Source organism: Streptomyces sp. NPDC048637 (assembly GCF_040650675.1).
In the GTDB taxonomy this organism is placed as follows: Bacteria; Actinomycetota; Actinomycetes; order Streptomycetales; family Streptomycetaceae; genus Streptomyces.
Map to the genome: position 1 here is coordinate 1 of NZ_JBEZHQ010000055.1, position 22,978 is coordinate 22,978.

Annotated in this window: 16 protein-coding genes and 1 pseudogene; 4 read left to right on the forward strand and 13 right to left on the reverse strand. The window is 70.4% G+C overall.

The window, feature by feature from the left end:
- Positions 1 to 111: 111 nt before the first annotated feature.
- A complete protein-coding gene (locus tag AB0C46_RS37495; protein ID WP_362833623.1) occupies positions 112 to 1,641 on the reverse strand; it encodes an MDR family MFS transporter in 1,530 nt (509 codons plus the stop codon).
- Between the two features lie 245 nt (positions 1,642 to 1,886).
- Between AB0C46_RS37495 and AB0C46_RS37500 the strand changes: the two genes are divergently transcribed.
- The gene (locus AB0C46_RS37500; RefSeq protein ID WP_362833593.1) at positions 1,887 to 2,498 is read left to right on the forward strand and encodes a TetR/AcrR family transcriptional regulator; all 612 of its coding nucleotides are present in this window, start codon (positions 1,887 to 1,889) and stop codon (positions 2,496 to 2,498) included.
- Here the strand turns inward: AB0C46_RS37500 and AB0C46_RS37505 are convergent.
- Positions 2,480 to 3,151, reverse strand: a complete 672-nt coding sequence (locus AB0C46_RS37505; RefSeq protein ID WP_362833594.1) for a M23 family metallopeptidase — start codon at positions 3,149 to 3,151, stop codon at positions 2,480 to 2,482. The genes AB0C46_RS37500 and AB0C46_RS37505 overlap by 19 nt on opposite strands.
- Before the next feature lie 721 nt (positions 3,152 to 3,872).
- Here AB0C46_RS37505 and AB0C46_RS37510 point away from each other — a divergent pair.
- Positions 3,873 to 7,105: pseudogene (locus AB0C46_RS37510) on the forward strand (NACHT domain-containing protein).
- A gap of 59 nt (positions 7,106 to 7,164) precedes the next feature.
- Positions 7,165 to 9,858 carry an NACHT domain-containing protein gene (locus tag AB0C46_RS37515; RefSeq protein WP_362833595.1) on the forward strand — a complete coding sequence of 898 codons (2,694 nt, stop codon included), beginning with the start codon at positions 7,165 to 7,167 and terminating at the stop codon, positions 9,856 to 9,858.
- A 174-nt stretch (positions 9,859 to 10,032) separates the two neighbouring features.
- On the opposite strand, the gene AB0C46_RS37520 is transcribed toward AB0C46_RS37515, so the two are convergent.
- A complete protein-coding gene (locus tag AB0C46_RS37520) occupies positions 10,033 to 12,558 on the reverse strand; it encodes an ATP-dependent Clp protease ATP-binding subunit (protein WP_362833596.1) in 2,526 nt (841 codons plus the stop codon).
- Between the two features lie 499 nt (positions 12,559 to 13,057).
- On the opposite strand from AB0C46_RS37520, the gene AB0C46_RS37525 reads away from it, so the two are divergent.
- Positions 13,058 to 13,738 carry an SCO3374 family protein gene (locus AB0C46_RS37525; RefSeq protein WP_362833597.1) on the forward strand — a complete coding sequence of 227 codons (681 nt, stop codon included), beginning with the start codon at positions 13,058 to 13,060 and terminating at the stop codon, positions 13,736 to 13,738.
- Here the strand turns inward: AB0C46_RS37525 and AB0C46_RS37530 are convergent.
- The 10 genes from AB0C46_RS37530 to AB0C46_RS37575 all read right to left on the reverse strand — a co-directional run bounded on the left by AB0C46_RS37530 (position 13,669) and on the right by AB0C46_RS37575 (position 22,429).
- Positions 13,669 to 14,007, reverse strand: coding sequence for an Lsr2 family protein (locus AB0C46_RS37530; protein WP_018092985.1), 339 nt, complete (start codon positions 14,005 to 14,007; stop codon positions 13,669 to 13,671). The genes AB0C46_RS37525 and AB0C46_RS37530 overlap by 70 nt on opposite strands.
- Positions 14,008 to 14,163: 156 nt before the next feature.
- A complete protein-coding gene (locus AB0C46_RS37535) occupies positions 14,164 to 14,682 on the reverse strand; it encodes an amino-acid N-acetyltransferase (RefSeq protein WP_362833598.1) in 519 nt (172 codons plus the stop codon).
- Positions 14,683 to 14,691: 9 nt separating this feature from the next.
- Entirely contained in the window at positions 14,692 to 15,207 is a 516-nt protein-coding gene (locus tag AB0C46_RS37540; RefSeq protein WP_362833599.1) for a BlaI/MecI/CopY family transcriptional regulator, read from the reverse strand.
- Between the two features lie 136 nt (positions 15,208 to 15,343).
- Positions 15,344 to 15,523: a hypothetical protein gene (locus AB0C46_RS37545; protein WP_362833600.1), complete on the reverse strand. Its 180-nt coding sequence runs from the start codon at positions 15,521 to 15,523 to the stop codon at positions 15,344 to 15,346.
- 45 nt (positions 15,524 to 15,568) lie between these two features.
- Positions 15,569 to 16,213, reverse strand: coding sequence for a hypothetical protein (locus AB0C46_RS37550; RefSeq protein ID WP_362833601.1), 645 nt, complete (start codon positions 16,211 to 16,213; stop codon positions 15,569 to 15,571).
- 122 nt (positions 16,214 to 16,335) lie between these two features.
- The gene (locus tag AB0C46_RS37555; protein WP_042150267.1) at positions 16,336 to 17,133 is read right to left on the reverse strand and encodes a type III pantothenate kinase; all 798 of its coding nucleotides are present in this window, start codon (positions 17,131 to 17,133) and stop codon (positions 16,336 to 16,338) included.
- Between the two features lie 5 nt (positions 17,134 to 17,138).
- A complete protein-coding gene (gene nadC / locus AB0C46_RS37560) occupies positions 17,139 to 18,215 on the reverse strand; it encodes a carboxylating nicotinate-nucleotide diphosphorylase (RefSeq protein ID WP_362833602.1) in 1,077 nt (358 codons plus the stop codon).
- Positions 18,216 to 18,285: 70 nt separating this feature from the next.
- A complete protein-coding gene (locus AB0C46_RS37565) occupies positions 18,286 to 20,130 on the reverse strand; it encodes an L-aspartate oxidase (protein ID WP_362833603.1) in 1,845 nt (614 codons plus the stop codon).
- Entirely contained in the window at positions 20,127 to 21,299 is a 1,173-nt protein-coding gene (gene panC / locus AB0C46_RS37570; RefSeq protein ID WP_362833624.1) for a pantoate--beta-alanine ligase, read from the reverse strand. The genes AB0C46_RS37565 and panC overlap by 4 nt, the downstream gene beginning before the upstream one ends.
- Before the next feature lie 137 nt (positions 21,300 to 21,436).
- Positions 21,437 to 22,429: a DUF2520 domain-containing protein gene (locus AB0C46_RS37575; RefSeq protein ID WP_362833604.1), complete on the reverse strand. Its 993-nt coding sequence runs from the start codon at positions 22,427 to 22,429 to the stop codon at positions 21,437 to 21,439.
- Positions 22,430 to 22,978: the final 549 nt, after the last annotated feature.

Genomic DNA, 22,978 nt, shown 5'->3' on the forward strand with positions numbered 1-22,978 from the left:
CTTCGCTTTACGTCCCACACCCCTGCCCCTCCGGCCCGTCCCCTCCCGTTGGAGGGTGGGAAAAGGCCGGTGGGGGTGCACGTGAGTGGTGCACCCCCACCGGCCGATGGTTCAGACGGTCTCCGCCACCGCTATCCGGTCCGCCGGAGCGTCCCCGTTCTGCGGGTTCTCGGCCGGAGTGGCCGGGCCGCCGCGCAGCGGTACCTCCTTGAGGAACCAGGCCGCGGCGAAGCCGACGACGCTGATCACGGCGCCCCACAGGAAGACGTGGTGGGTGCCGGTGGCGACCGCGTGCGAGTAGGCGTCCTTGATCACCGGAGGGAGCTGGGCCAGCCCCTTCGGGTCCACCTGGGCGCCGCCACTGGTCATCTTCGCGCCGGCCTTGCCGATCCGTTCGACCATCGTGGCCTGCACCTGGTGGGTGAAGATCGCGCCGAGGATCGCGACGCCGAAGGAGCCGCCGATCGTACGGAAGAGGGTGGCCGAGGATGAGCCGACGCCCATGTCCTTCATCTCGACGCTGTTCTGCGCGATCAGCATCGTGGTCTGCATCAGGAAGCCCATACCGGCGCCGAGCACCGCCATGTAGGCACCCGAGGTGAAGCGCGTGGTGTCGGTGTCCATCAGGGACAGCAGCGTCAGGCCCAGGGTGATCAGGCCGCCGCCGACCACGACGAAGACCTTGTACTTGCCGGTCCGGGTGGTGACCCGGCCCGCGAACAGCGACACGGCCATCATCGCCAGCAGCATCGGGAGCAGCAGCAGACCGGAGTTGGTGGCCGAGGCGCCCTGCACGGTCTGCTGGAACAGCGGCAGGAACGTCATCGACCCGAACATCACAAAGCCGACCAGGAAGCCGATCACGGTGACCAGCGAGAAGTTGCCGTTGCGGAAGATGTGCAGCGGCAGCACCGGCTCGCCGACCTTGCGCTCGACGAGCACGAAGAGGGCCAGCGCGACCACACCGAGGACGCCGAGGCCGATGATCTGGCTCGACAGCCAGTCGTACTCGGTGCCGCCCCAGGTGGTGATCAGCACCAGCGCGGTGATGCCGACGGTGAGCAGCGCGGCACCGACGTAGTCGATCCGGGTCTGCGACCGCTTCTTCGGGAGGTGCAGCACCGCGGTGACCATGGCCAGCGCGATCGCGCCGAGCGGCAGGTTGATGTAGAAGCTCCAGCGCCAGCCCAGGTGGTCGGTGATGGTGCCGCCGACCAGCGGTCCGCCGATCATCGCGACGGCCATGACGCCGGCCATCATGCCCTGGTACTTGCCGCGTTCCCGCGGCGGAATCAGATCGCCGATGATCGCCATGACGCCGACCATCAGACCGCCCGCGCCCAGGCCCTGGACAACGCGGAAGGCGATCAGCTGCCCCATGTCCTGCGCCATGCCGGAGAGTGCGGAGCCGATCAGGAAGATCACAATGGACGTCAGGAAGACACCCTTGCGTCCGTACATGTCGCCGAGCTTGCCCCAGATCGGGGTCGAGGCGGCGGTCGCGAGCGTGTACGCGGTGACGACCCAGGACAGATGTTCCAGTCCGCCCAGTTCACCGACGATGGTCGGCATCGCGGTGCCGACGATCATGTTGTCCAGCATCGCGAGCAGCATCGCGATCATCAGCGCGAACAGCACCATCCGTACGCTGGCCGGCTGCTTCTCCTGGCCCGTGGCCGCTCTCCCCTTCACGGCCGAGGTCTGTCCGTCCCCCGTCGGGGTCGCATACTGCGACTTCCCCATCACTCACTCCCACTTACTTGCCGCCCGGCTAGTTCAGTACAGTGAGGAAGGTAGGCGGCCAACTAGCCGGGCGTCAAGTAAGTTTCTGTGGCGCCCCACTGGGCAGCCCTCTGACCAGTACCGACGACGCAGGAGAGCACACCATGAGCACACAGGCGCGCAGGGGAAATACCCGCCAGCGCATTCAGGACGTCGCTCTGGAGCTGTTCTCCGAACAGGGCTATGACAAGACCTCGCTCCGGGAGATCGCCGAGAAGCTCGACGTCACCAAGGCGGCGCTGTACTACCACTTCAAGACCAAGGAAGACATCGTCATCAGCCTGTTCCAGGACCTGGGCAGGCCCATCGACGAGCTGATCGCCTGGGCCGAGGGACAGCCGCGCACCCTGGAGACCAAGCAGGAGGTGCTCCACCGCTACAGCGAAGCGCTGCGTTCGGCCGAGCCGCTCTTCCGCTTCATGCAGGAGAACCAGGCCGCGGTACGCGATCTGAGCATCGGCGAGACCTTCAAGTCGCGCGTGCTGACCCTCTTCGGCCTGCTCAAGGAGCCCGAGTCGGAGCTGACGGATCAGGTGCGCTGCCTCACCGCACTGTTCTCCATGCACGCGGGCATGTTCGCGATGCAGAACGTGGAGGGCGACCCCGAGGAGAAGCGCAAGGCCATCCTCGAGGTCGCCACAGAACTGGTCACGGCGGCAAACCCGCCGAACCGCCGGCCAGCCCGGCCGGACTCAGCTCAGACGGTGTCGCCGTGAGCCCGCAGGAATCCGGTCGGCTCGATGCCCGACCCGTAGTTGGGGCCGGTGCGGACCTCGAAGTGCAGGTGGGGGCCGGAGGAGTTACCGGTGCTGCCGGACAGGCCGACCTTCTCACCGGTACCGACCTGCTGGCCGACGCTCACGTTGAGCTGTGACAGGTGCGCGTACTGGGTGTACATGCCGTTGGCGTGCTTGATCACGATGGCGTTGCCGTACGCCGGGCCGTCACCGCCACCGTTGGGACCGGCCTTGACGACGGTGCCGGAGTAAGCAGCCTTGACCACGGTGCCGCTCGGCACGACGAAGTCCTGGCCACTGTGGCTGCTCGACCACATGTTGCCGGCCAGACCGAAGGTCGAGCCCAGGGTGTACTTGTCGACCGGCGTCACCCAGGCGTTGGCCTTCTTGGCCGCGGCCTTCTTCGCCTTGGCGGCGGCGGCCTTGGCGTCGGCAGCGGACTTGACCTGCGCGTCGGCCTGTGCGGACACGGTCGAACCGACACCCGAGGTGAGGTTCTGCAGACCCGCGTCGGCGGCGGTGGCAATACCGGCACCCAGGGCGGCGGTAACGCCGACACCGGCGGCGACAACGGCGACGCGATTGCGCAGCGCGAACTTCTTCGAATTGCGGAGAGCGGTGAACTTCGACATGCGGGTTTTCCTCCAGTGAATTGGTTGGTTTCCCGGCTGCGGACCGGGATCGCCATTCCTTGGTAACCCGCCTTCGCCGCCCCGCCAAGGGGCGTTTCTACTAACCCGGCCCGTACGAGATGCCGGGTGACCGAGGCCCTTGCGTGCCCGCCGAACTTCTGCGCGAAACCCCCAAATACGGACATCTCGCAACGCCGCCCGAACCCGCACCACACCCCTTGAGCAGGCCTTTTCTCTATATGCCGCACGGGCCTCACCTCCCCCGCACCCCTCATCCGCCCTCAACCTTGCCCCCGGCCCCGAAAACCCCCACTCCCCCGCGGCCCACTTCCCCTAATTTCTTTAGTAGGCCTCAAATCGCCTGTGTGCCATGTCACCGATAACCAAGATCCAACCCCTTTTCGCACCCCTTTCGGACGCCCGATTCGAGGCCCTGGGCGCTTGTGACGCAGGCAACCCACGCCTTTGTGACGTGGCTTACCCGGCCTTTGTGACCCCGATTACCCGGCATTTGTGACCCGGGTTACCCGACCTTTGTGACCCGGGTTACCCAGGCTCGCCAAATGTCCAAATTGGGCGGGAATGGGGCCCCGATATCCGTGACCGCCGCCACACCGTTCCGCGCCTCGCGTGAACCTGGCCGATCCCCACCCGCCGCCGCGAGAGCCGATCTAGCCTGGCCCGACGCCAGCACCGGCCACGGGGGAGGGCGGACCGCACGATGGACCCGTCAGCAGTGGGTGTCCGACTCGCCTCCGGCGTGGTCGCACCGCTCGTCAGGAAGCTCTTCGTCAAGGAAGGGCCGGGCGCCGGCCTGGTGGCGAAGCCGGTACGGATCTCCGGGCTGGTCAGCTTCAAGGGCGAGCAGCGGACCCTGTCCGACAAGTACCTGCGCAAACTCGCGGCGGAGCTGGTAGACCGGGCCGTACAGTCCGCCGGGCCCGGCGAGCGCCCCCTGGCCGCGGACGAGGAGCGGGCGGTGGCCGATGCCCTGGCCACCACGCTGCGCGGCCTGGGCGACCTCGACATGGACGACGTCCAGGCCGTCCGCCTGGGCGCCACCGCCCTCGCCGAACGCCTGGAGGCGGCGAGCCCGCACGCCGTCCGCGGCCTCTCCCGGGACGCCGGGCTGCTGCACGCCACCCTGCTCGGCACCGCCTGCCTGCACATCGTGCACTTCTTTACCCAGCGGTCGGCTTTCGTGGCCCGCACCCTGGTCCAGCAGAGCAGGAGCCTGGACCGCCTGATCACACTCGTCGACGAGTTCCTGGAGCGGCATCCGTCCCCACGGGCCGCGGACGCCGCGTTCGAGCGCGGCTATCTCGCGTACATCGCCCGTAAGCACGGCCGGCTGACCATCTACGGCATCGATCTCGCCCACTCCCCGGACCGGTGGCGGCTGGATGCCGCGTATATGAGCCTGGAGGCTGCCCCGGCCCCCACCGTCCTCGATTACCAGGACGTCGTCGCCGACCCCGGCCTCGCGGCCCGTGCACGCCCGCCCGCTCCCCTCCCCGCTGACCAGGCCCTGGCCGGCCGCGACCGCGTCCTGCTGCGCGGTGTCGCCGGCTCCGGCAAGAGCACCCTCGTCCAGTGGCTGGCCGTGTCCTGCACCAAGGCCCCCGGCGAGACGGTCCTCCCCCACCTCTACGGCCGGATCCCCTTCGTCCTCCCGCTGCGCACTCTCGCCCGCGACGGTGCGCCGCTGCCCACCCCCGACCGCTTCCTCGCGTCCGTCGGCTGCCCGGTGTCCGGCTCGCAGCCCGAGGGCTGGGCCGACCGCGTCCTGGCCTCCGGGCGGGCCCTCCTGCTGATCGACGGCCTGGACGAGATCCCCGACCGCGAGCGCGAGCTGACCCGCCGCTGGCTGCGCGATCTGACCGACGCCTTCCCCGACAACCTGTGGCTGGTCACCTCCCGCCCCTCCGCCGTACGCGACGACTGGCTCACCGCCGACGGCTTCGGCGAGCTGACGCTCTCCGCCATGAGCCGCACCGAGGTCGCCGCCTTCATCGGCCGCTGGCACGACGCGGCCCGCTGCGACGCCGACGACCCCGAACGCCTCGACGCCTACGAGCAGTCCCTCCTGGCCGCCGTGCACACCAAACAGGACCTCGCCCGGCTCGCCACCAACCCCCTCATGTGCGGCCTGATCTGCGCACTGCACCGGGACCGCCGCGGCTATCTGCCCACCGGCCGCAAGGAGTTGTACGACGCGGCCCTCGGCATGCTGCTCTCCCGCCGCGACCGCGAACGCGATATGGCCGCCCCCACGGGCATCGAACTGAGCGACGAGCCCCAGATCCAGCTCCTCCAGCGGCTCGCCTACTGGCTGATCCGCAACGGGCGCAGCGAACTCGACCGGGAACGCGCCGAACGCATCCTCGGCGAGGCCCTGCCGGCCGTGCCCGCCGCCGCGGAACAGGGCGATGCGACGGCCATTTTCCGCCATCTGCTGTTACGGAGCGGACTGCTGCGCGAACCGGCCCCCGGCTCGGTCGACTTCGTCCACCGGACCTTCCAGGACTACCTCGGCGCCAAGGCGGCCGTGGAGGACGGCGACTTCGGACTGCTGGTGGCGCATGCGGAGGACTCCCAGTGGGAGGACGTGATCCGGATGGCGGTGGCACATGCGAGGCCGCGGGAGCGGGCGGAGATTCTGCGGGGGCTGATGGCGCGCGGGGACGATGCCGGGGACACCAGCGTTCGTCTGCGTATCCACCTTCTCGCCATGGCCTGGAACATGCGACGGAGATCGATCCGCGGGTGCGGGACGAGGTGAATGAGCGCGCACGGCTGATTCTGCCGCCGCGCAGCCGCGAGGAATCGCAGCTGCTCGCCGAAGTGGGGCCCCTTGTGCTGGAACTGCTGCCCGGTCCGGAGGGGCTGGCGGGCGACGAGGCGCAGGAGGTGGTGGCGACCGCCGCGCTGATCGGATCGGACGCGGCGCTGGAGGTCATGAAGCGCTTCCGGAATCACCCTGCGATCGGTGCTCAGCACCAACTCGCCGTGTCATGGCCGCAATTCGATACCACCACGTATGCCCGGGAGATTCTCCGGCACCTCGACGCCAAGGTGACCTTCACCGCGACGTCCCCGGCCGAACTGCACGCGCTCCGGGCGCTCGGACGGCCACGCGTCGCGGTGAGCGGCTCCTTCACGGCTGCTGAAATCCTTGGCGCGTTGCCGCTCGGCCTGATCGAAAGCCTGGACATCACCGAGAACCCGGAGATCGCCGATCTCGCGTTCCTCCATGAGTTCCCCGCACTGGAACGGCTGTGGCTTTGGGACTGCCCGGCGCTCGAAAGCGTCGCCACGCTCGCAGACCTGCCACTCAGCACGCTGGGCTTCTCCGGGCCGCGCAAGAAGAACGTGCCGATTCCGCAAGGCCTTCATCGTCTGCGCCACCTCCGCACCCTGCTGCTTCACTGCGCGCTCCCGCCGGAGGGCTTGGCAGCGCTCCCCGCGGATGCCCCGTTGAGCCACTTGACCCTCAGCCGACCCGTCGGCGCCGAATTCACCGGTATCACGCGCTGGCCCCATATAAGCAGCATGCACCTGCAGCGCCTCACCGATGCCTTCGGTGCGGACCAATGGGGTGCGCTCGCGTCACTGAGCGAGCTGGAGAATTTCTCGTTCGGTCTGGCAGCGGAAGGGGTCCCCCTGCACCTGCCGGCCGGCCTTCGGCTTCCGCAGGTGAAAAGGCTCAGCATTCTCAACGCCGCGCTCCTTCCCCTGTCCGAAATGACCCGCATGCTGAACTCGGCCCTCCCGGCTTTCCCCGGTGTCCGGAAACTCCAGCTCTACAGCAACACCAACGGCTCCATCGACCTCTCCCCCACGACGGTCCTGCCGGAACTCCAGGAGGTTCATCTCTCCTACCTCCGCCCGAAGCCCGGCCACTCCCTCCCTCCCCACGTCAAACTCACCCTCTTCCCCCGCCCCCGCGCATAGGCTTACTGCCAGCGCAGCCCCTCAACCCCCCTATTCAGCACCGCAGTTACGGGGAACCCATGGATCCCACGAACATCATCGCCCGCCTCACGCCCCATGCCGTCGCTCCGCTGATCCGCAAGCTCCTGGCCGCCGACGGGCCGGTCGCCGAGCCGGTCGACCGGCCGGTGCGGATCTCCCGGCTGCTCTCCTTCACCGGCGAGAAGCCGACGCTGAGCGAACGTGAGCTGTACGGCCTCGCCTCGGCCCTCGTCGAGCGGGCGTCGTCCGACCGCCCGGATGCCGAGAACCAGGCCGTCGCCGCCGCCCTGGCCCGCACCCTGCACGCCCTCGCCGCTATCGAGATGGACGATGTCGATGCCGCCCGCCTCCTCCCGGCCGCGTTCGCCCGGCACCTTTGCGAGACGGTGCCCGGTGTCACCCGGCAGCTGACGCACGACGGAGTCCGGCTGCACGGCCTGCTGCTGGACGTCGCCGCCCTGCACCTGCTGTACCTCTTCACTCAGCGGTCGGCCTTTGTCGCCGGGACGCTCGTGGAGCAGACCCGGACCCTCACCGAGCTGATCCACGGGCCGAGCGCCGCCTCCTCCGCCGCCGCCACCGTCGTGCTGCCGCCCCGTACCGCCGACTACCCCACCGCCAAGGAAGCCGCCGATGAAGAAATCACCTTCCAGGACAGCGGCTCCCCGCCCCACTCCTCCGTATCGGATCTCGCCTCCCACGACGCCGCGTTCGAGGCCCGCTACGCCCAGGACACCGCCGCCCTCCACAACCACCTGACGATCTTCGGGATCGATCTGACGCACTCCCCCGACAGCTGGCCGCTGGACGCCGCCTATCTGGGGCTGCAGTGCGAGCCGGTTCCCCAGGACGCCGAGATCACGCCGGACACCGCCGGCCAGGACGATCCGCCGCTCCCCGCGGAGCAGGCGCTGTCCGGCCGCGGCCAGGTCCTGGTCCGCGGTGTGGCGGGGTCGGGCAAGACGACCCTGCTCCAATGGCTGGCCGTCGCCGCCGCCCGTGATGAGCTGCCCGAGGCACTGGCGGGGCTGCGCGGCCGGGTGCCGTTCCTGCTGCCCGTACGCCGCTTCGCCCGTGAGGGTCTCCCCTCCCCGGGCACGTTCCTGAGCGCCGTCGGCCACCGGGACGCCGGGGCGGCGCCGGACGGCTGGACGGAACGGGTGCTCGATGCGGGGCGCGCGCTGCTGCTGATCGACGGGATCGACGAGGCCCCCGAGAGCGAGCGCGAGCAGGTGCGCCGCAAGCTCGGCGAGTGGACGGTGCGCTATCCGGGCAACGTCTGGATCGTCACCTCCCGGCCGTCAGCGGTTCCCGGCAGCTGGCTCGCCGGTGAAGGGTTCAGCGAGGTGTCGCTGGCGCCGATGAGCCGCGAGGACGTCGCCGCGTTCATCCAGCGCTGGCACCGTGCCGCGGCCCAGCGGTGCCCGGCCGACCTCGACCGGCTCGGCCATTACGAGCGGCCCCTGCTCAATGCCGTACGGATCACCCGCGATCTGGGGCGGCTGGCGACCAATCCGCTGATGTGCGGGCTGCTGTGCGCGCTGCACCGTGACCGGCGGGGCTATCTGCCGCATGGCCGGAAAGAGCTGTACGACGCGGCGCTGTCGATGCTGCTGGAGCGCCGGGACCGGGAGCGGGCCATGGTCGCCACCGACGGGGTGGAACTGACCCGGCAGCCCAAGATCCAGCTGCTGCAGAAGCTCGCCCAGTGGATGCTGGTCAACGGCCGCTCGGAGATGGACCAGGGGACCGCCGTCGACACCCTCGGCCGGCATCTGCCCGCGATACCGGACGCGGCCCGCCAGGGCGGCCCGGAGGACGTCTTCCGGCATCTGCTCAACCGCACCGGGCTGCTACGCGAGCCCACCCCCGGCACCGTCGACTTCGTCCACCGCACCTTCCAGGACTATCTCGCCGCCCGCGCGGCCGTGCAGCGGCACGATTTCGCGCTGCTCCTCGACCACGCCCACCACGACGACTGGGAGGACGTCATCCGGATGGCCGTGGCGCTGGCCCGCCCCGATGAGTGCGCGGCGCTCCTGGACGGGCTGCTCGCCCCGCATCCCGGGGTGCGCGCCGCCGAGGCGCGGCACCGCAAGCTCCTCGCGGCGGCCTGCCTGGAGCACGCCACCGAGCTGGACCCGGCGGTCCGGGCGCGGGTGCAGCGCTTCACCCGCGCCATGGTGCGGCCCAGTACCCCGTCCGCGGCCCGTGCTCTGGGCTGGATCGGGCCGATCGTGCTGGAAATGCTGCCCGATCCCACCCAGGTCTCCGACCACGAGGCCTATCTCCTCGCGATCACCGCCACCTCGATCGCCGACGACATGGCCATCGACTATCTGACGGGGCTGCGCGACCGGGCGCATCACGAGGTACGGGCGCAGCTCGCCGGGGCCTGGCGGCGCCATGACACCGCCCGCTACGCCCGCGAGATCATCGCCCACCTCGAACCGGCCGAGCTGTACTTTCCGGTCTCCGACCTGGAGGAGCTGCATGCGCTGCGCCGGCTGGGCGGCCGCCCGCATCTGCAGATCGCAGGGCCTTTCACACCGGACCAGCTCGTCGGGGGCATTGCCCCGGCCGAGGGCCTGACGCGGCTGTGGCTCGCCTACGACCTGGGCGTTTCCATGGAGTGGCTGTCCGCCTTTCCGCATCTGGACACCCTGCGGATCGGCCGCCGTATTCCGCCGGTGAGCGGCGTTCCCGAGGGCATTCGCCTCGTGCAGATGTAGCGTGCGGATGCCTGCCGCACACCGCGTGAACGGCCGAAAACAGCCCCTGCCAAATGCGTGCTGTATTTCCGCGCCGCTAAAGACCGGGGGCACCTACAGAACTGCCCCGGAACCGTAAGAAACGATTCCGGGGCAGTGCCGTAGGCGGGTTATGCGCGTGCTGCGCTGTGCCGCTCAGGCGTCCTTGCTGAGGTTCGGACCTGAACCGCCGGCCGTGGACTCGATCGGCGGGGCGTCGGGCAGTGCCGACTTCTCCTCGCCGCGGAAGGTGAACTTGGCGGTCTCACCCTCGCCCTCGACATCGACGACCACGATGTGGCCCGGACGCAGCTCGCTGAAGAGGATCTTCTCCGAGAGGGCGTCCTCAATCTCGCGCTGGATTGTGCGGCGCAGCGGACGGGCGCCGAGCACCGGGTCGTACCCGCGCTTGGCCAGCAGCGACTTGGCCTCGCTGCTGAGCTCGATGCCCATGTCGCGGTCCTTGAGCCGCTCGTCCACCTTGTTGATCATGAGGTCGACGATCTGGATGATGTCTTCCTCGGTCAGCTGGTGGAAGACGACGGTGTCGTCGACACGGTTGAGGAACTCGGGGCGGAAGTGCTGCTTGAGCTCTTCGTTGACCTTGTTCTTCATCCGCTCGTAGCTGGACTTGGTGTCGCCCTGGGCCGCGAAGCCGAGGTTGAAGCCCTTGGAGATGTCCCGGGTGCCGAGGTTGGTCGTCATGATGATGACCGTGTTCTTGAAGTCCACGACCCGGCCCTGGGAGTCGGTCAGGCGACCGTCCTCCAGGATCTGCAGCAGCGAGTTGAAGATGTCCGGGTGGGCCTTCTCGACCTCGTCGAAGAGCACGACGGAGAACGGCTTGCGGCGCACCTTCTCGGTGAGCTGGCCGCCCTCTTCGTAGCCGACGTAGCCGGGAGGCGAACCGAACAGCCGCGAGACCGTGTGCTTCTCGCTGAACTCCGACATGTCGAGGGAGATCAGCGCGTCCTCGTCGCCGAAGAGGAACTCCGCCAGCGTCTTGGACAGCTCGGTCTTACCGACACCGGACGGACCGGCGAAGATGAACGAGCCGCCGGGACGCTTGGGGTCCTTCAGGCCGGCACGGGTACGGCGGATGGCCTGGGAGAGCGCCTTGATGGCGTCCTTCTGGCCGATGACGCGCTTGTGCAGCTCGTCTTCCATCCGCAGCAGCCGCGAGGACTCCTCCTCGGTGAGCTTGAAGACCGGGATGCCGGTGGCCGTCGCCAGAACCTCGGCGATCAGCTCCTCGTCCACCTCGGCGACGACGTCCATGTCGCCGGCCTTCCACTCCTTCTCCCGCTTCGTCTTCGCGGCCAGGAGCTGCTTCTCCTTGTCGCGCAGGCCCGCGGCCATCTCGAAGTCCTGCGAATCGATCGCGGACTCCTTCTCCCGGCGCACATCGGCGATCTTCTCGTCGAATTCGCGCAGGTCCGGCGGCGCGGTCATCCGGCGGATCCGCATCCGGGAGCCGGCCTCGTCGATCAGGTCGATCGCCTTGTCCGGCAGGAAGCGGTCCGAGATGTAGCGGTCGGCCAGGGTGGCGGCGGCGACCAGGGCGGAGTCCGTGATGGAGACGCGGTGGTGCGCCTCGTAGCGGTCCCGCAGGCCCTTGAGGATCTCGATGGTGTGCGGCAGCGACGGCTCCGCGACCTGGATCGGCTGGAAGCGGCGCTCCAGGGCCGCGTCCTTCTCCAGGTGCTTGCGGTACTCGTCGAGCGTGGTGGCACCGATGGTCTGCAGCTCGCCTCGCGCCAGCATGGGCTTGAGGATGCTCGCGGCGTCGATCGCGCCCTCGGCGGCGCCCGCACCCACCAGGGTGTGGAGCTCGTCGATGAACAGGATGATGTCGCCGCGGGTGCGGATCTCCTTGAGGACCTTCTTCAGGCGCTCTTCGAAGTCACCGCGGTAGCGGGAGCCGGCGACCAGGGCACCGAGGTCAAGGGTGTAGAGGTGCTTGTCCTTGAGGGTCTCGGGCACCTCGCCCTTGACGATGGCCTGCGCCAGGCCCTCGACGACCGCCGTCTTGCCGACGCCGGGCTCGCCGATGAGGACCGGGTTGTTCTTGGTACGGCGGGACAGGACCTGCATGACCCGCTCGATTTCCTTCTCGCGCCCGATGACCGGGTCGAGCTTGGTCTCGCGAGCGGCCTGCGTCAGGTTGCGGCCGAACTGGTCCAGGACGAGGGACGTCGAGGGCGTGCCCTCGGCGGGGCCGCCGGCGGTGGCGGCTTCCTTGCCCTGGTAGCCGGACAGCAGCTGGATGACCTGCTGCCGCACCCGGTTGAGATCGGCGCCCAGCTTCACCAGGACCTGGGCGGCGACGCCCTCGCCCTCGCGGATCAGGCCGAGCAGGATGTGCTCCGTACCGATGTAGTTGTGGCCGAGCTGGAGGGCCTCGCGGAGCGAGAGCTCCAGGACCTTCTTGGCACGGGGGGTGAAGGGAATGTGCCCGGACGGAGCCTGCTGGCCCTGCCCGATGATCTCCTCCACCTGCTGGCGGACCGCCTCGAGCGAAATCCCGAGGCTCTCCAGGGCCTTAGCGGCGACACCCTCACCCTCATGGATCAGGCCCAGGAGGATGTGCTCGGTGCCGATGTAGTTGTGGTTGAGCATCCGGGCTTCTTCCTGAGCCAGGACGACAACCCGCCGCGCGCGGTCGGTGAACCTCTCGAACATCGTTAATCGCTCCTCAGAGCGGTCAGGCAGTTAGGGGTCGGTCCCCTCCCTGTCCTTCCGCATGCTAGTCCCGCGGGGCGGGACAGCTCATTCCAACTGCCGACACCCGTCCGGATCACCCCCGCTCCGGCGGGGAAATTTACTGCCGAACAGCTGACATCTGCTCCAACTCGATGGTGCGAGACGATGTTCCCGCAGGCCAGGCATATACGCCCTCTGCCACTACGCCCGTGGCGAACGCACCCGGTACCGACACGCCGTCCGCCGCCGGCCCTCAGCCGGGGCGAAACGCCTCGGGCGCCGGTCACACCGCCTCTTCCCACTGAGACTGTCTTACCCGCTGCCACTGACACTCCATGCGGCGCGGGCCGCTTCCATCCGCTACGGGCGAACATCCGCACGCCATCGAATGCGCCTCCACGCCCCACCCCGCAGATACGGTGCGTATCCATACCTCTACCCAGCGTAACTTCCTGGGTTTTCGGGAGTTTCACCGGGCATGGCCCGCGTGCTTCCGCGCCCCCACAGCCCCCTCGCCGCCGTTCGCCGGTGGTACGAGGAAGAGCTGGGCTGGGCGACCACCGGAACGGAGCCGGTGGAGCTGCTGACGGGGCAGCGCTTCGATGCCCTGGAGATGCCCGCCGGAGCGGGAAGTGCCGTACTCCGGCGATTGCCGCACACCGGCCCGGTGGCGCTCCTTCGGGCCGGATGCGACGGGAATCACGCGGGTGATCGGCCGAAATTGCTCATGCTCATCGCGGCCGGCGGTGCCGAGGAACTCCCGGGAATCCTGGAATGGCTGGAGTGGGGCGCGCTTGTCCCGGATCTCACGGCGCGTGGGACCGGAGACCGGATGCCCGCGCCGGCGTTCCCCACTGGCGCAGCACCGTCATACGGATTCGGTTCCCGGGAGGCCGCGCGATGGGTGCGACCTCCCCGGCCCGGGTACGAGGCGGAGAATTCCCTGCCCACCACGGGGTTCGGGGCAGGAAACGGGGACGATGGGGACGTCCCCGACCTCGTGCGACTCGTGAGCGCGGCGGCGACGGAGTGCCACCGTGCCCGGTTGATGCGTGCTCGTAATGCCCAATCGGATCGCGCGTACGGCGATCAGCCGTTGGCCTTCTCGAATGCCTCACGAATGTCGGCGGGGACACGGCCGCGGTCATTGACGTTGTAGCCGTTCTCCTTGGCCCAGGCGCGGATCTTCGCGGTGTCCTGGCTGCCGCCGGAGGCCGCACCACGCGCCTTGCCACGACCCGAAGAAGCACGGCCACCGGTACGGCGGCCCGCCTTCACGAAGTCGGCGAGCGAGTCGCGCAGCTTCTGGGCGTTGCTGTCGGAGAGGTCGATCTCGTAGGACTTGCCGTCGAGAGCGAACGTCACCGTCTCGTCCGCCTCGCCACCGTTGAGGTCATCGACAAGAAGAACCTGAACCTTCTGTGCCACCGGTTTCCCTTTCATCGAATGCGGATTACGACGGAAAGCAAACCGCTTTTCCGGGAAAAACACAAACCCTTGGGTAGGGTTCACTTGCCCGCAGAGCGGGGAACGCATGCTTCCGTACCCATGAGATAGGGGAGCGATTCGGACATAGAACACTCATCACAGGTGCAGAAGCATCCGGCTGTTACCCAGGGTGTTGGGCTTCACTCGTTCGAGGCCCAGGAACTCCGCAACGCCCTCGTCATAGGAACGCAGCAGCTCACTGTAGACATCACCGTCTACCGGAGCTTCGCCGATCTCCACGAAGCCGTGCTTGGTGAAGAAGTCGACTTCGAAGGTGAGACAGAAAATGCGCCGGACTCCGAGCCAGCTCGCGGTGCGCACCAGCTTGTCGAGGACTTGGTGGCCGACTCCGGACCCCTTCAGCCGCGGATCCACGGCCAGGGTGCGCACCTCGGCCAGGTCTTCCCACATGACGTGGAGCGCTCCGCAGCCGACCACCTCGGCGTCTTCGTCGCGCTCGGCCACCCAGAACTCCTGGATGTCCTCGTAAAGCGTGACGGTGGCTTTGTCGAGCAGGATCCCGTCGCGTGAGTAGGCGTCGATGAGGTGGCGCACGGCCGGTACATCGCCGGTCCGGGCACGGCGGACGGTGAGGCCTTTTGAATGCGGAGGCATGCCGGGACGCTATCGCCCCTTGCCGGTGGCACTCGCCCCGGGTTCATCCCCTTCGGCGGGCCCGGCTTCACCGGCCCCTTCCGCTGCCGCTTCTGCCGTGTGTTCTTCCGCCGGCGCGGTCTCTTGCGGCTCTTCCGCCTGTTGTTCCGCGTCTTCCGCCGGTTCATCGACTTGGACCATCCGTACGGCATCGCGCAGGGCCTGTCGCTGTTCCGGCGACATCATGCCGAAGAAGGCGACAAGAGCAGCCGCGGGGTTGTCGCTGGCGGACCATGCTTCGTTCATCAGTGCGGCCGCGTAGGCGGCGCGGGTGGAGACCGCCTCATATCGGTAGGCGCGGCCTTCTGCTTCGCGGCGCACCCAGCCCTTCTGGTGAAGGTTGTCCAATACGGTCATGACCGTGGTGTAGGCGATGGACCGTTCCTTCTGCAGATCTTCCAGGACTTCGCGGACGGTGACCGGGCGGTTCCACTCCCAGACCCGCGTCATGACCGCGTCTTCCAGATCACCCAAGCGTCTCGGCACACAAGAACAATAGTGGGAGATGTCGCGAATGCCCGTTGATCTCGTTGCGTTTGGGCCGGAAAAAGGATGTACGACCCGGGACGGTCCATCCCGGGTCGTACGGTGCGTGCGGGCCGCCGAAATGGCGGCGGGCGGCTCAGGCGCCGTGCGCCGTGGGCTCCTGACCGGCGGATTCGGCGCGCGCCAGAGCGGCGTCCACAGCGGCGTCCTCCTTGGCCTTGTTCGCCCCGCCCTGGCTCTTGATGATCGTCATGATCAGGGCGGTGAAGGCCACGGCCATCACTACGGGCGGGAGCAGCGCTGCGACGTAATCCATGGCGTATGCCTCCTTTGGGGCGTGAGATTCCAGAGTACGCAGCGCTCAGGCGGTGCGGCTCTCGGGGGGCGGGGCGGGCTTGCGGCGGGGCGGGAACACTTCGCCCGGTGTGGGGATCGGCCGGTCCCGCTGGGGGCCCTTGGGTCGCGGCGCCGGCGCGGGCTCCGGCTTGCGCTCCGGCTTCGGCTCCCGCTCGGGCTCGGACTCCCGCCCGCTGCGGGTGGCTGAGCGGCCGCCTGGCAGCGCGCGCAGCCGGGTTCGTACGGATTGTTCGGCGAGCTGCTCGCAGTGGCGCAGCAGGGCGCTGCGGCGCTCGCGCCCGGCCGCTGTGCCGGACCGCGGGAGCGAGCGCAGTGCGGCGAGATCGTCGGGGCCGGGGACATGGCCCGCTGCCAGCGCCTCCTTCAGCTGCGCGAGATAGCCGGTGGCCGAGCCGGGCAGGGCCGCGCGGTAGCGGGCGAGGTCGGCGAGGAGGAAGGCGCGCAGCCGGCCGCCTTCGCGGACCGCCTCGTCGACCGCCTCGGCCAGCCGGAGGTATTCCTGGATGTCCTGGGACCGCTCGGTACCGAGGGCGCCGAGCGGGGCGGGGTGGGACGTCGTCTGCAGGGCATGGGCGAGGGCGCGACGGAGCACACGCAACTCATCGGCGCTGAACGCCATGCCGCCGCGGGTTCCGTTTGGCATTGGCATGTGGCGACTTTACGACCATTTCCGACAAAAGCCGCTTAATTCGTGAACGGTGGCGCGGCAGCGAGCCGCACCACCGATCGTCCGGCGCCGGGAAAGGCTTCTGCGGACCGGGCGGAGTTCCGTTACGAGCGGGCGATATTCCGCTCGTAGACCAGCCGCAGACCGATGAGGGTGAGCCACGGCTCGTGCTCGTCGATTTCCGACGACTCACCGAGCACCATCGGCGCCAGCCCGCCGGTGGCGATCACGGTCACGTCGTCCGGGTCGTCGGCCAGCTCCCGCGCCATGCGCTGCACCACCCCGTCGACCTGGCCCGCGAACCCGTAGAGGATGCCGGACTGCATGGCCTCCACGGTGTTCTTGCCGATGACGCTGCGCGGCCGGGCCAGTTCGATCTTGCGGAGCTGGGCGCCCTTGACGCCCAGCGCGTCCACCGAGATCTCGATGCCCGGTGCGATCACGCCGCCGACGTACTCACCGCGCGCGCTGACCGCGTCGAAGGTGGTGGCCGTGCCGAAGTCGACGACCACCGCGGGGCCGCCGTAGAGCTCGACGGCCGCCAGCGCGTTGATGATCCGGTCGGCGCCGACCTCCTTGGGGTTGTCCATGAGGATCGGCACGCCCGTCTTGACGCCCGGCTCCACCAGGACGGCCGGCACATCGCCGTAGTAGCGGCGGGTGACCTCACGCAGCTCGTGCAGGACGGAGGGCACCGTGGAGCAGATGGAGATGCCCTCGATGCCGTCGCCCAGGTCGTCGCCGAGCAGCGGATGCATCCCCATCAGGCCCTGGAGGAGGACGGCGAGCTCGTCGGCGGTGCGCCGGGCGTCGGTGGAGATCCGCCAGTGCTCGACGATCTCCTCGCCGTCGAAGAGGCCGAGAACCGTGTGGGTGTTTCCTACGTCAATGGTCAGCAGCATGGCGGTCAGCGGTCCTCACGCACATCGTCGGCCGCGCCCCGGTCACCCTGCCCGTCGTCCTCGTGCAGGTCGAGACCGATGTCGAGGATCGGGGAGGAGTGGGTGAGCGAGCCCACCGCGAGGTAGTCGACGCCGGTCTCGGCGTAGGCGCGGGCGTTGTCGAGGGTCAGCCGGCCCGACGACTCCAGCATCGCGCGGCCGCCGACCAGGGCCACCGCCTCCCGGGTCTGCTCGGGGGTGAAGTTGTCCAGCAGGATCAGGTCGGCGCCCTCGGCGAGGATCGGCGGGATCTGGTCGATCCGGTCGACCTCCACCTCGATCGGCACCCCGGGGAACTCGTTCCGTACGGCCGTGAACGCCGCGGCGACGCCGCCCGCCGCGACCACGTGGTTGTCCTTGATCAGCGCCGCGTCGCACAGCGACATCCGGTGGTTGACGCCGCCGCCGCAGCGCACCGCGAACTTCTCCAGGGCGCGCAGGCCCGGCGTCGTCTTGCGGGTGTCGCGGACCTTGGCCTTGGTGCCGTCGAGCACATCCGCCCAGGCCCGGGTCGCGGTCGCGATGCCGGACAGCCGGCACAGCAGGTTCAGCGCGCTGCGCTCGGCGGTGAGCAGATCACGCGTGCGGGTGGTGACGCTCAGCAGCGGGGTGCCGGCCGCGACCCGGTCGCCGTCGTCGACGTGCCGCTCGACCGCGAACTCGTCGGTGCAGACGATGGACAGCACCGCCTCGGCGATCCGCAGCCCGGCGACCGTACCGGCCTCGCGGGCCGTGAAGTCGCCGGTGGCGACCGCGTCTTCGGGGACGGTCGCCACGGTCGTGACATCCACGCCCTGGTCGAGGTCCTCGTCGACGGCGAGATGCGCGATGTCCTCGACCTGGACGGGGTCGAGGCCGGCGGCCACCAGGAGCGCGGCCAGGTCGGGGTCGAGGCCGCAGGTCAGCGGGTCGATCTCGTACGCGCTCTCGTCGCCGCCACAGCCGCAGGCGTCGCCGCAGCCTCCGGCGGGGGCGCCGCCGGTGGCGCCGCCGGTGGGCCCGCCGATCTGGAGGAGGGGGAGGTCGTCGGGGGTGCTGCTCACGGGGTGGGCTCCGTATTCGGGAAGGTGGGTGTGCGGTGCGGTCTGTCTCGGCAGGCGGTGGGATCGGTGGCTACGGGGTGACGGTCGGCGGGAATTCGGCGGTCGCCGTCGTATGGATGGTCAGCGCGCGGTCCGCTTCCAGGGTGATGCGGAAATGGCGGCGCCAGGAGGCATCGTCCCGGTCCGGGTGGTCCTCGCGCCAATGGCAGCCGCGGGTCTCCGCCCGGCGCTGCGCCGCGGCGACCAGCACCCGGGCGACGCACAGGAGGTTGGTGGCCTCCCAGGCTTCCACGCCGGGCTCGGGGGCCTTGCGGTCGGCGGGGGCGGCGGCGCTCCCGGTGGCGGTCGCACCGGCCGGTGCGTGACGGCCCGTCGGGCCGGCCGCCGTGGTCGCCTCCCGGTGGAGGCGGTCCAGTTCGGCGGCCGCCCGGGCGAGGCTCTCCGCGCTGCGCAGCACCCCGGCGCCGGCGGTCATGGTCCGCTGCACGGCCGTACGGGTTTCCGGGGCGAGCAGCGGAAGGGCGGTGCGGGGCGCGGACGGGGCGGGGGGCGCGGTGTGCTCGGTGTGCTCCGCCCAGCCGTGCGACGGCGTGCCGGAGGCGCCGCCCGCCGCGGCTTCCGCGGCGTGGGTCCCGGCGATGTCCGAGGCGATCCGCTCGGCGAAAACCAGGCCCTCCAGAAGGGAGTTGGAGGCGAGCCGGTTGGCACCGTGGACGCCGGTGCAGGCCACCTCGCCGCAGGCGTAGAGGCCGGGGACCGTGGTGCGCCCGCGCAGATCGGTGCGTACGCCGCCGGAGGCGTAGTGCGCGGCCGGGGCGACCGGTATCGGCTCGGTGACCGGGTCGATGCCATGGCTGCGGCAGGCGGCGAGGATGGTCGGGAAACGGGTCGCCCACATCTGGGGGCCGAAGTGCCGGCCGTCCAAATACATGTGCTCGACGCCCTGTTCGTGCGCCCGGCGCATGATCTCCTTGGCGACGATGTCACGCGGTGCCAACTCGGCGAGTTCGTGCCGGCCGACCATGAAGCGGGTGCCGTCGGCGTCAACGAGGTGGGCGCCCTCGCCCCGTACTGCCTCGGAGATCAGCGGCTGCTGGCCTTCCGCTTCCGGCCCCAAATACAGGACGGTGGGGTGGAATTGGACGAATTCCAGATCGGAGATTTCCGCACCGGCGCGCAGTGCCAGGGCCACCCCGTCGCCGGTGGAGACCGCCGGGTTGGTGGTCGCGGAGAAGACCTGCCCCATACCCCCGGTGGCGAGCACCACCGCCGGGGCGTGGACGGCCCCGACGCCGTCGTGCTGGCCCTCCCCCATGACGTGCAGGGTGACACCGGCCGTATGGCCGTCGGCGTCCGTGAGCAGGTCGAGGACCAGCGCGTTCTCGATGGTGCGCAGCCCGGCGGCGCGGACCGCCTCGACGAGCGCACGGGAGATCTCGGCCCCGGTGGCGTCGCCGCCGGCGTGCGCGATACGGCGGCGGTGGTGGCCGCCCTCGCGGGTGAGCGCTATCTCGTCGCTGCCCGGTGCGGTGTCGAAGCGGGCTCCGGTGCCGATCAGCCGGTGGACGGCGTCCGGGCCTTCGGTGACCAGGGCCCGTACGGCGGCCTCGTCGCACAGACCGGCGCCCGCCACGAGGGTGTCGGCCAGATGCTGCTCCGGGGTGTCGCCGTCGCCGAGCGCCGCCGCGATCCCGCCCTGTGCCCAGCGCGTGGAGCCGTCGTCCAGACGGGCCTTGGTGACGACGACGGTCCGGCGGCCGGCCGCGGCGCAGCGCAGCGCGGCGGTCAGCCCGGCCACCCCGGAGCCCACCACGACGACATCCGCTTCGATGGACCAGCCGGGGGCGGGGGCAGTCAGGCATATGCCGGTGCCTGCTGCGGGGCCGGGTCCGGTACCTGTTCCGGTGGCGGTCATCGGGTCGCTCCGAGGGGGCCTTGGGGGGTGGTGGGAGGTGCGGCGGGTGAGCCGGAAGCGGGGCCGTCCGAAGTGGCAGCGTCTGGAGTGGCAGCGCCCGGAGTGACGGCGTCCGGAGTGGCGGCGTCCGTGAGGGTGCCGTCCTGGGGGGCGGCCGTCGGGCCGGATCGTCCGCCGGCTCCGAAGACGAGACGGATGTTGTCGATCAGCCGGGTGGTGCCGACCCTGGCGGCGACCGCGAGGAGGGCCTCGCCCTCGTAGGCGTCCGGGATCTCGGTGAAGTCGGACGGGTCGACCAGCGCCAGGTAGTCGAGGGTGAGCGGCGGGTCGAGGCGGGCGGCGTCGTCCAGTACGGCGCGGGCCGCGGCCCGCGCCGTAGACGGGCCGTGCGGGGGCCCCGCGGCGGCGTAGGCGACGGCATGGGCGTCGGCGGCGGCCCGGTCCTCGCCGAGGGCGGCCAGCGCCGCGGCACGGTCCTGCGCCGGGTGGCCCGTGGAGGCGGCGCGGGCGCGCAGCGCCTCCTCGGCGGCGAGCCGGTCGCGGGCCGCGAACAGCGCCGCCGACAGCGCGAGCGCGGTGCGCCGCTCCGGGGCGGAGAGGTAGCGGTTGCGGCTGGAGAGGGCGAGGCCGTCGTCCTCGCGCACCGTGGGGACCCCGACGATCTCGGCGGGGAAGTTGAGGTCGGCGGCCATCCGTGTGATGACCGCGAGCTGCTGGGCGTCCTTCTGCCCGAAGAAGGCGAGGTCCGGCGCGGTCAGATGCAGCAGCTTGGCGACGACGGTCAGCACCCCGTCGAAGTGCCCGGGGCGGCTGGCGCCCTCCAGGAGGGTGCCCATGGGGCCCGCGGCGATCCGGATCTGCGGTTCTCCGCCCGGGTAGACCTCGTCGGCGGACGGGGCGAAGACGACATCCGCGCCCGCGGCGGCCGCCAGCTCCGTGTCCGCGTCCAGGGTGCGCGGATAGCGGTCCAGGTCCTCGCCCGCCCCGAACTGCAGCGGATTGACGAAGACCGTGACGACGACCTGGCCCTGCGGACCGACCCGGCGGCGGGCGGCGCGGATCAAGGTGGCATGGCCCTCGTGCAGCGCGCCCATGGTCATGACGACGGCGCGGGCTCCGGTGCCGCGGGGCAGATCGCGGAGGGCGGCGGCGGTGTGGAGGAGGTGCACGGGGCGGGAGGGGTGGACGGGCCGGGCGGGGTGGACGGGCTGGGCGGGGCGGCTCTCGTCCATGGGCTGGTCCGGCTCCTGGTTCATGGCGTCCGGGTAGGGACCCGGTCCGGGGGGCGGGCTCAGGGGCGAGGAGGTCATCGGTCGCCTCCCTCGGGGCCGTGGCCGGGAGCGTCGGGGTCCGGGCCGGAGGCGTCCGGGGTGCCGGGGGCGGTGCCGGGGCCGTCGTCGGAGTCGGCGAGCACATCGAGCAGGTCCTCGGCCAGTTCCGGCTTCAGCAGACCGTGGGCCAGCGCCCGGTCCGCGGTCGTACGGGCCATGGCGAGGTACCCGGAGACGCTCTGCGGCGCGTGCCGGCGCAGCTCGGCGATATGGGCGGCGACGGTGCCGGCGTCGCCCCGTGCGACCGGGCCGGTCAGCGCCGCGTCACCGGACCGGAGCGCATTGTCGAGGGCGGCGCCGAGCAGCGGTCCCAGCATTCGGTCCGGGGCCTGCACCCCCGCGTCGTGCAGCAGCTCCATCGACTGGGCGACGAGCGTGACCAGGTGATTCGCGCCGATGGCAAGCGCCGCGTGGTAGAGCGGGCGGGCGGATTCGGCGATCCACTCGGGCTCCCCGCCCATCTCGATGACCAGTGCCTCGGCGGCCATCCGCAGCTCGTCGGGCGAGGTCACACCGAACGAGCAGCCGGCCAGCCGCTGGACGTCCACGGAGGTGCCGGTGAACGTCATGGCCGGGTGCAGGGCGAGCGGCAGGGCGCCGGCGCGGGTGGCCGGGTCCAGGACCGCCGTTCCGTACCGCCCCGAGGTGTGCACCAGCAGCTGACCGGGCCGTACGGCGCCGGTCTCGGCGAGGCCGCTGACCAGGCCGGCCAGGGCATCGTCGGGGACGGTCAGCAGGACCAGGTCGGCGCGGGCGAGGACCTCGGCCGGGGCGACCAGCGGAACGTCGGGCAGCAGCTCGGCGGCGCGGCGTACGGAGGTGTCCGACACGCCCGACACGGCAACCGGGCGATGCCCTGCGAGCTGCAGCGCAGCGGCGAGAGCGGGCCCGACACGGCCCGCGCCGACGACCCCGACGGTCAGCCGGGCGGGGCGGTCCTGGGCCTCGAGGGGTGGGATTGCATTCACGCGGCAATGGCCTTCCGTTCCAGTCCGCGGGGGGTACCGGACGATTCCTCGCCATGCTACGCGAGTGTTTCCGGTGGCTTTCAGAGCTGTGCGGAAGGTGAGACCGGGGTCTCTCCCGAGAGTTATCCACACGGGTCGCGGGGCCGCGCGGGGCTGGGCGAGGATCGATGCGACGGCACGCGAAGGCGCGGGCCGGGGCAGGGCACGACGGGGGGTGTGAGGCGGATGAAGGAAGCAGGCGGACGCGGCACGGACGGGGGCTCACGGGGAGCTTCGGGCGGTGCCTCGGGGGACGCGTGGGGCGGTGCTTGGGACGGCGCTTCGGGGAACGTGTCGGACGGCGCTTCGGGGAGCTCGTCGGGCGGCGTTTCGGGGGACTCGTCGGGCGGCGTTTCGGGGAGCTCGTCGGGCGGCGTTTCGAGCGGGGTGGCGCGGGAGGGCTCCGGGCGTCCGGCGAGCGGGGCGGGGAGGGACGGTTCGGGTGGTGCCTCGCAGGGTGCCGGGGGCGGTGCTCCGGGCGGCGCTCCGGCCGGGGCCGGGGTCGCTCGC

What these genes read in the sequence shown, in the direction of transcription:
- AB0C46_RS37495 (WP_362833623.1), bottom strand. Translation starts at nt 1,641, where the DNA reads ATGGTGCTGTTCGCGCTGATGATCGCGATGCTGCTCGCGATGCTGGAC.
- AB0C46_RS37500 (WP_362833593.1), top strand. Translation starts at nt 1,887, where the DNA reads ATGAGCACACAGGCGCGCAGGGGAAATACCCGCCAGCGCATTCAGGAC.
- AB0C46_RS37505 (WP_362833594.1), bottom strand. Translation starts at nt 3,151, where the DNA reads ATGTCGAAGTTCACCGCTCTCCGCAATTCGAAGAAGTTCGCGCTGCGC.
- AB0C46_RS37515 (WP_362833595.1), top strand. Translation starts at nt 7,165, where the DNA reads ATGGATCCCACGAACATCATCGCCCGCCTCACGCCCCATGCCGTCGCT.
- AB0C46_RS37520 (WP_362833596.1), bottom strand. Translation starts at nt 12,558, where the DNA reads ATGTTCGAGAGGTTCACCGACCGCGCGCGGCGGGTTGTCGTCCTGGCT.
- AB0C46_RS37525 (WP_362833597.1), top strand. Translation starts at nt 13,058, where the DNA reads ATGGCCCGCGTGCTTCCGCGCCCCCACAGCCCCCTCGCCGCCGTTCGC.
- AB0C46_RS37535 (WP_362833598.1), bottom strand. Translation starts at nt 14,682, where the DNA reads ATGCCTCCGCATTCAAAAGGCCTCACCGTCCGCCGTGCCCGGACCGGC.
- AB0C46_RS37545 (WP_362833600.1), bottom strand. Translation starts at nt 15,523, where the DNA reads ATGGATTACGTCGCAGCGCTGCTCCCGCCCGTAGTGATGGCCGTGGCC.
- AB0C46_RS37550 (WP_362833601.1), bottom strand. Translation starts at nt 16,213, where the DNA reads ATGCCAATGCCAAACGGAACCCGCGGCGGCATGGCGTTCAGCGCCGAT.
- AB0C46_RS37555 (WP_042150267.1), bottom strand. Translation starts at nt 17,133, where the DNA reads ATGCTGCTGACCATTGACGTAGGAAACACCCACACGGTTCTCGGCCTC.
- AB0C46_RS37565 (WP_362833603.1), bottom strand. Translation starts at nt 20,130, where the DNA reads ATGACCGCCACCGGAACAGGTACCGGACCCGGCCCCGCAGCAGGCACC.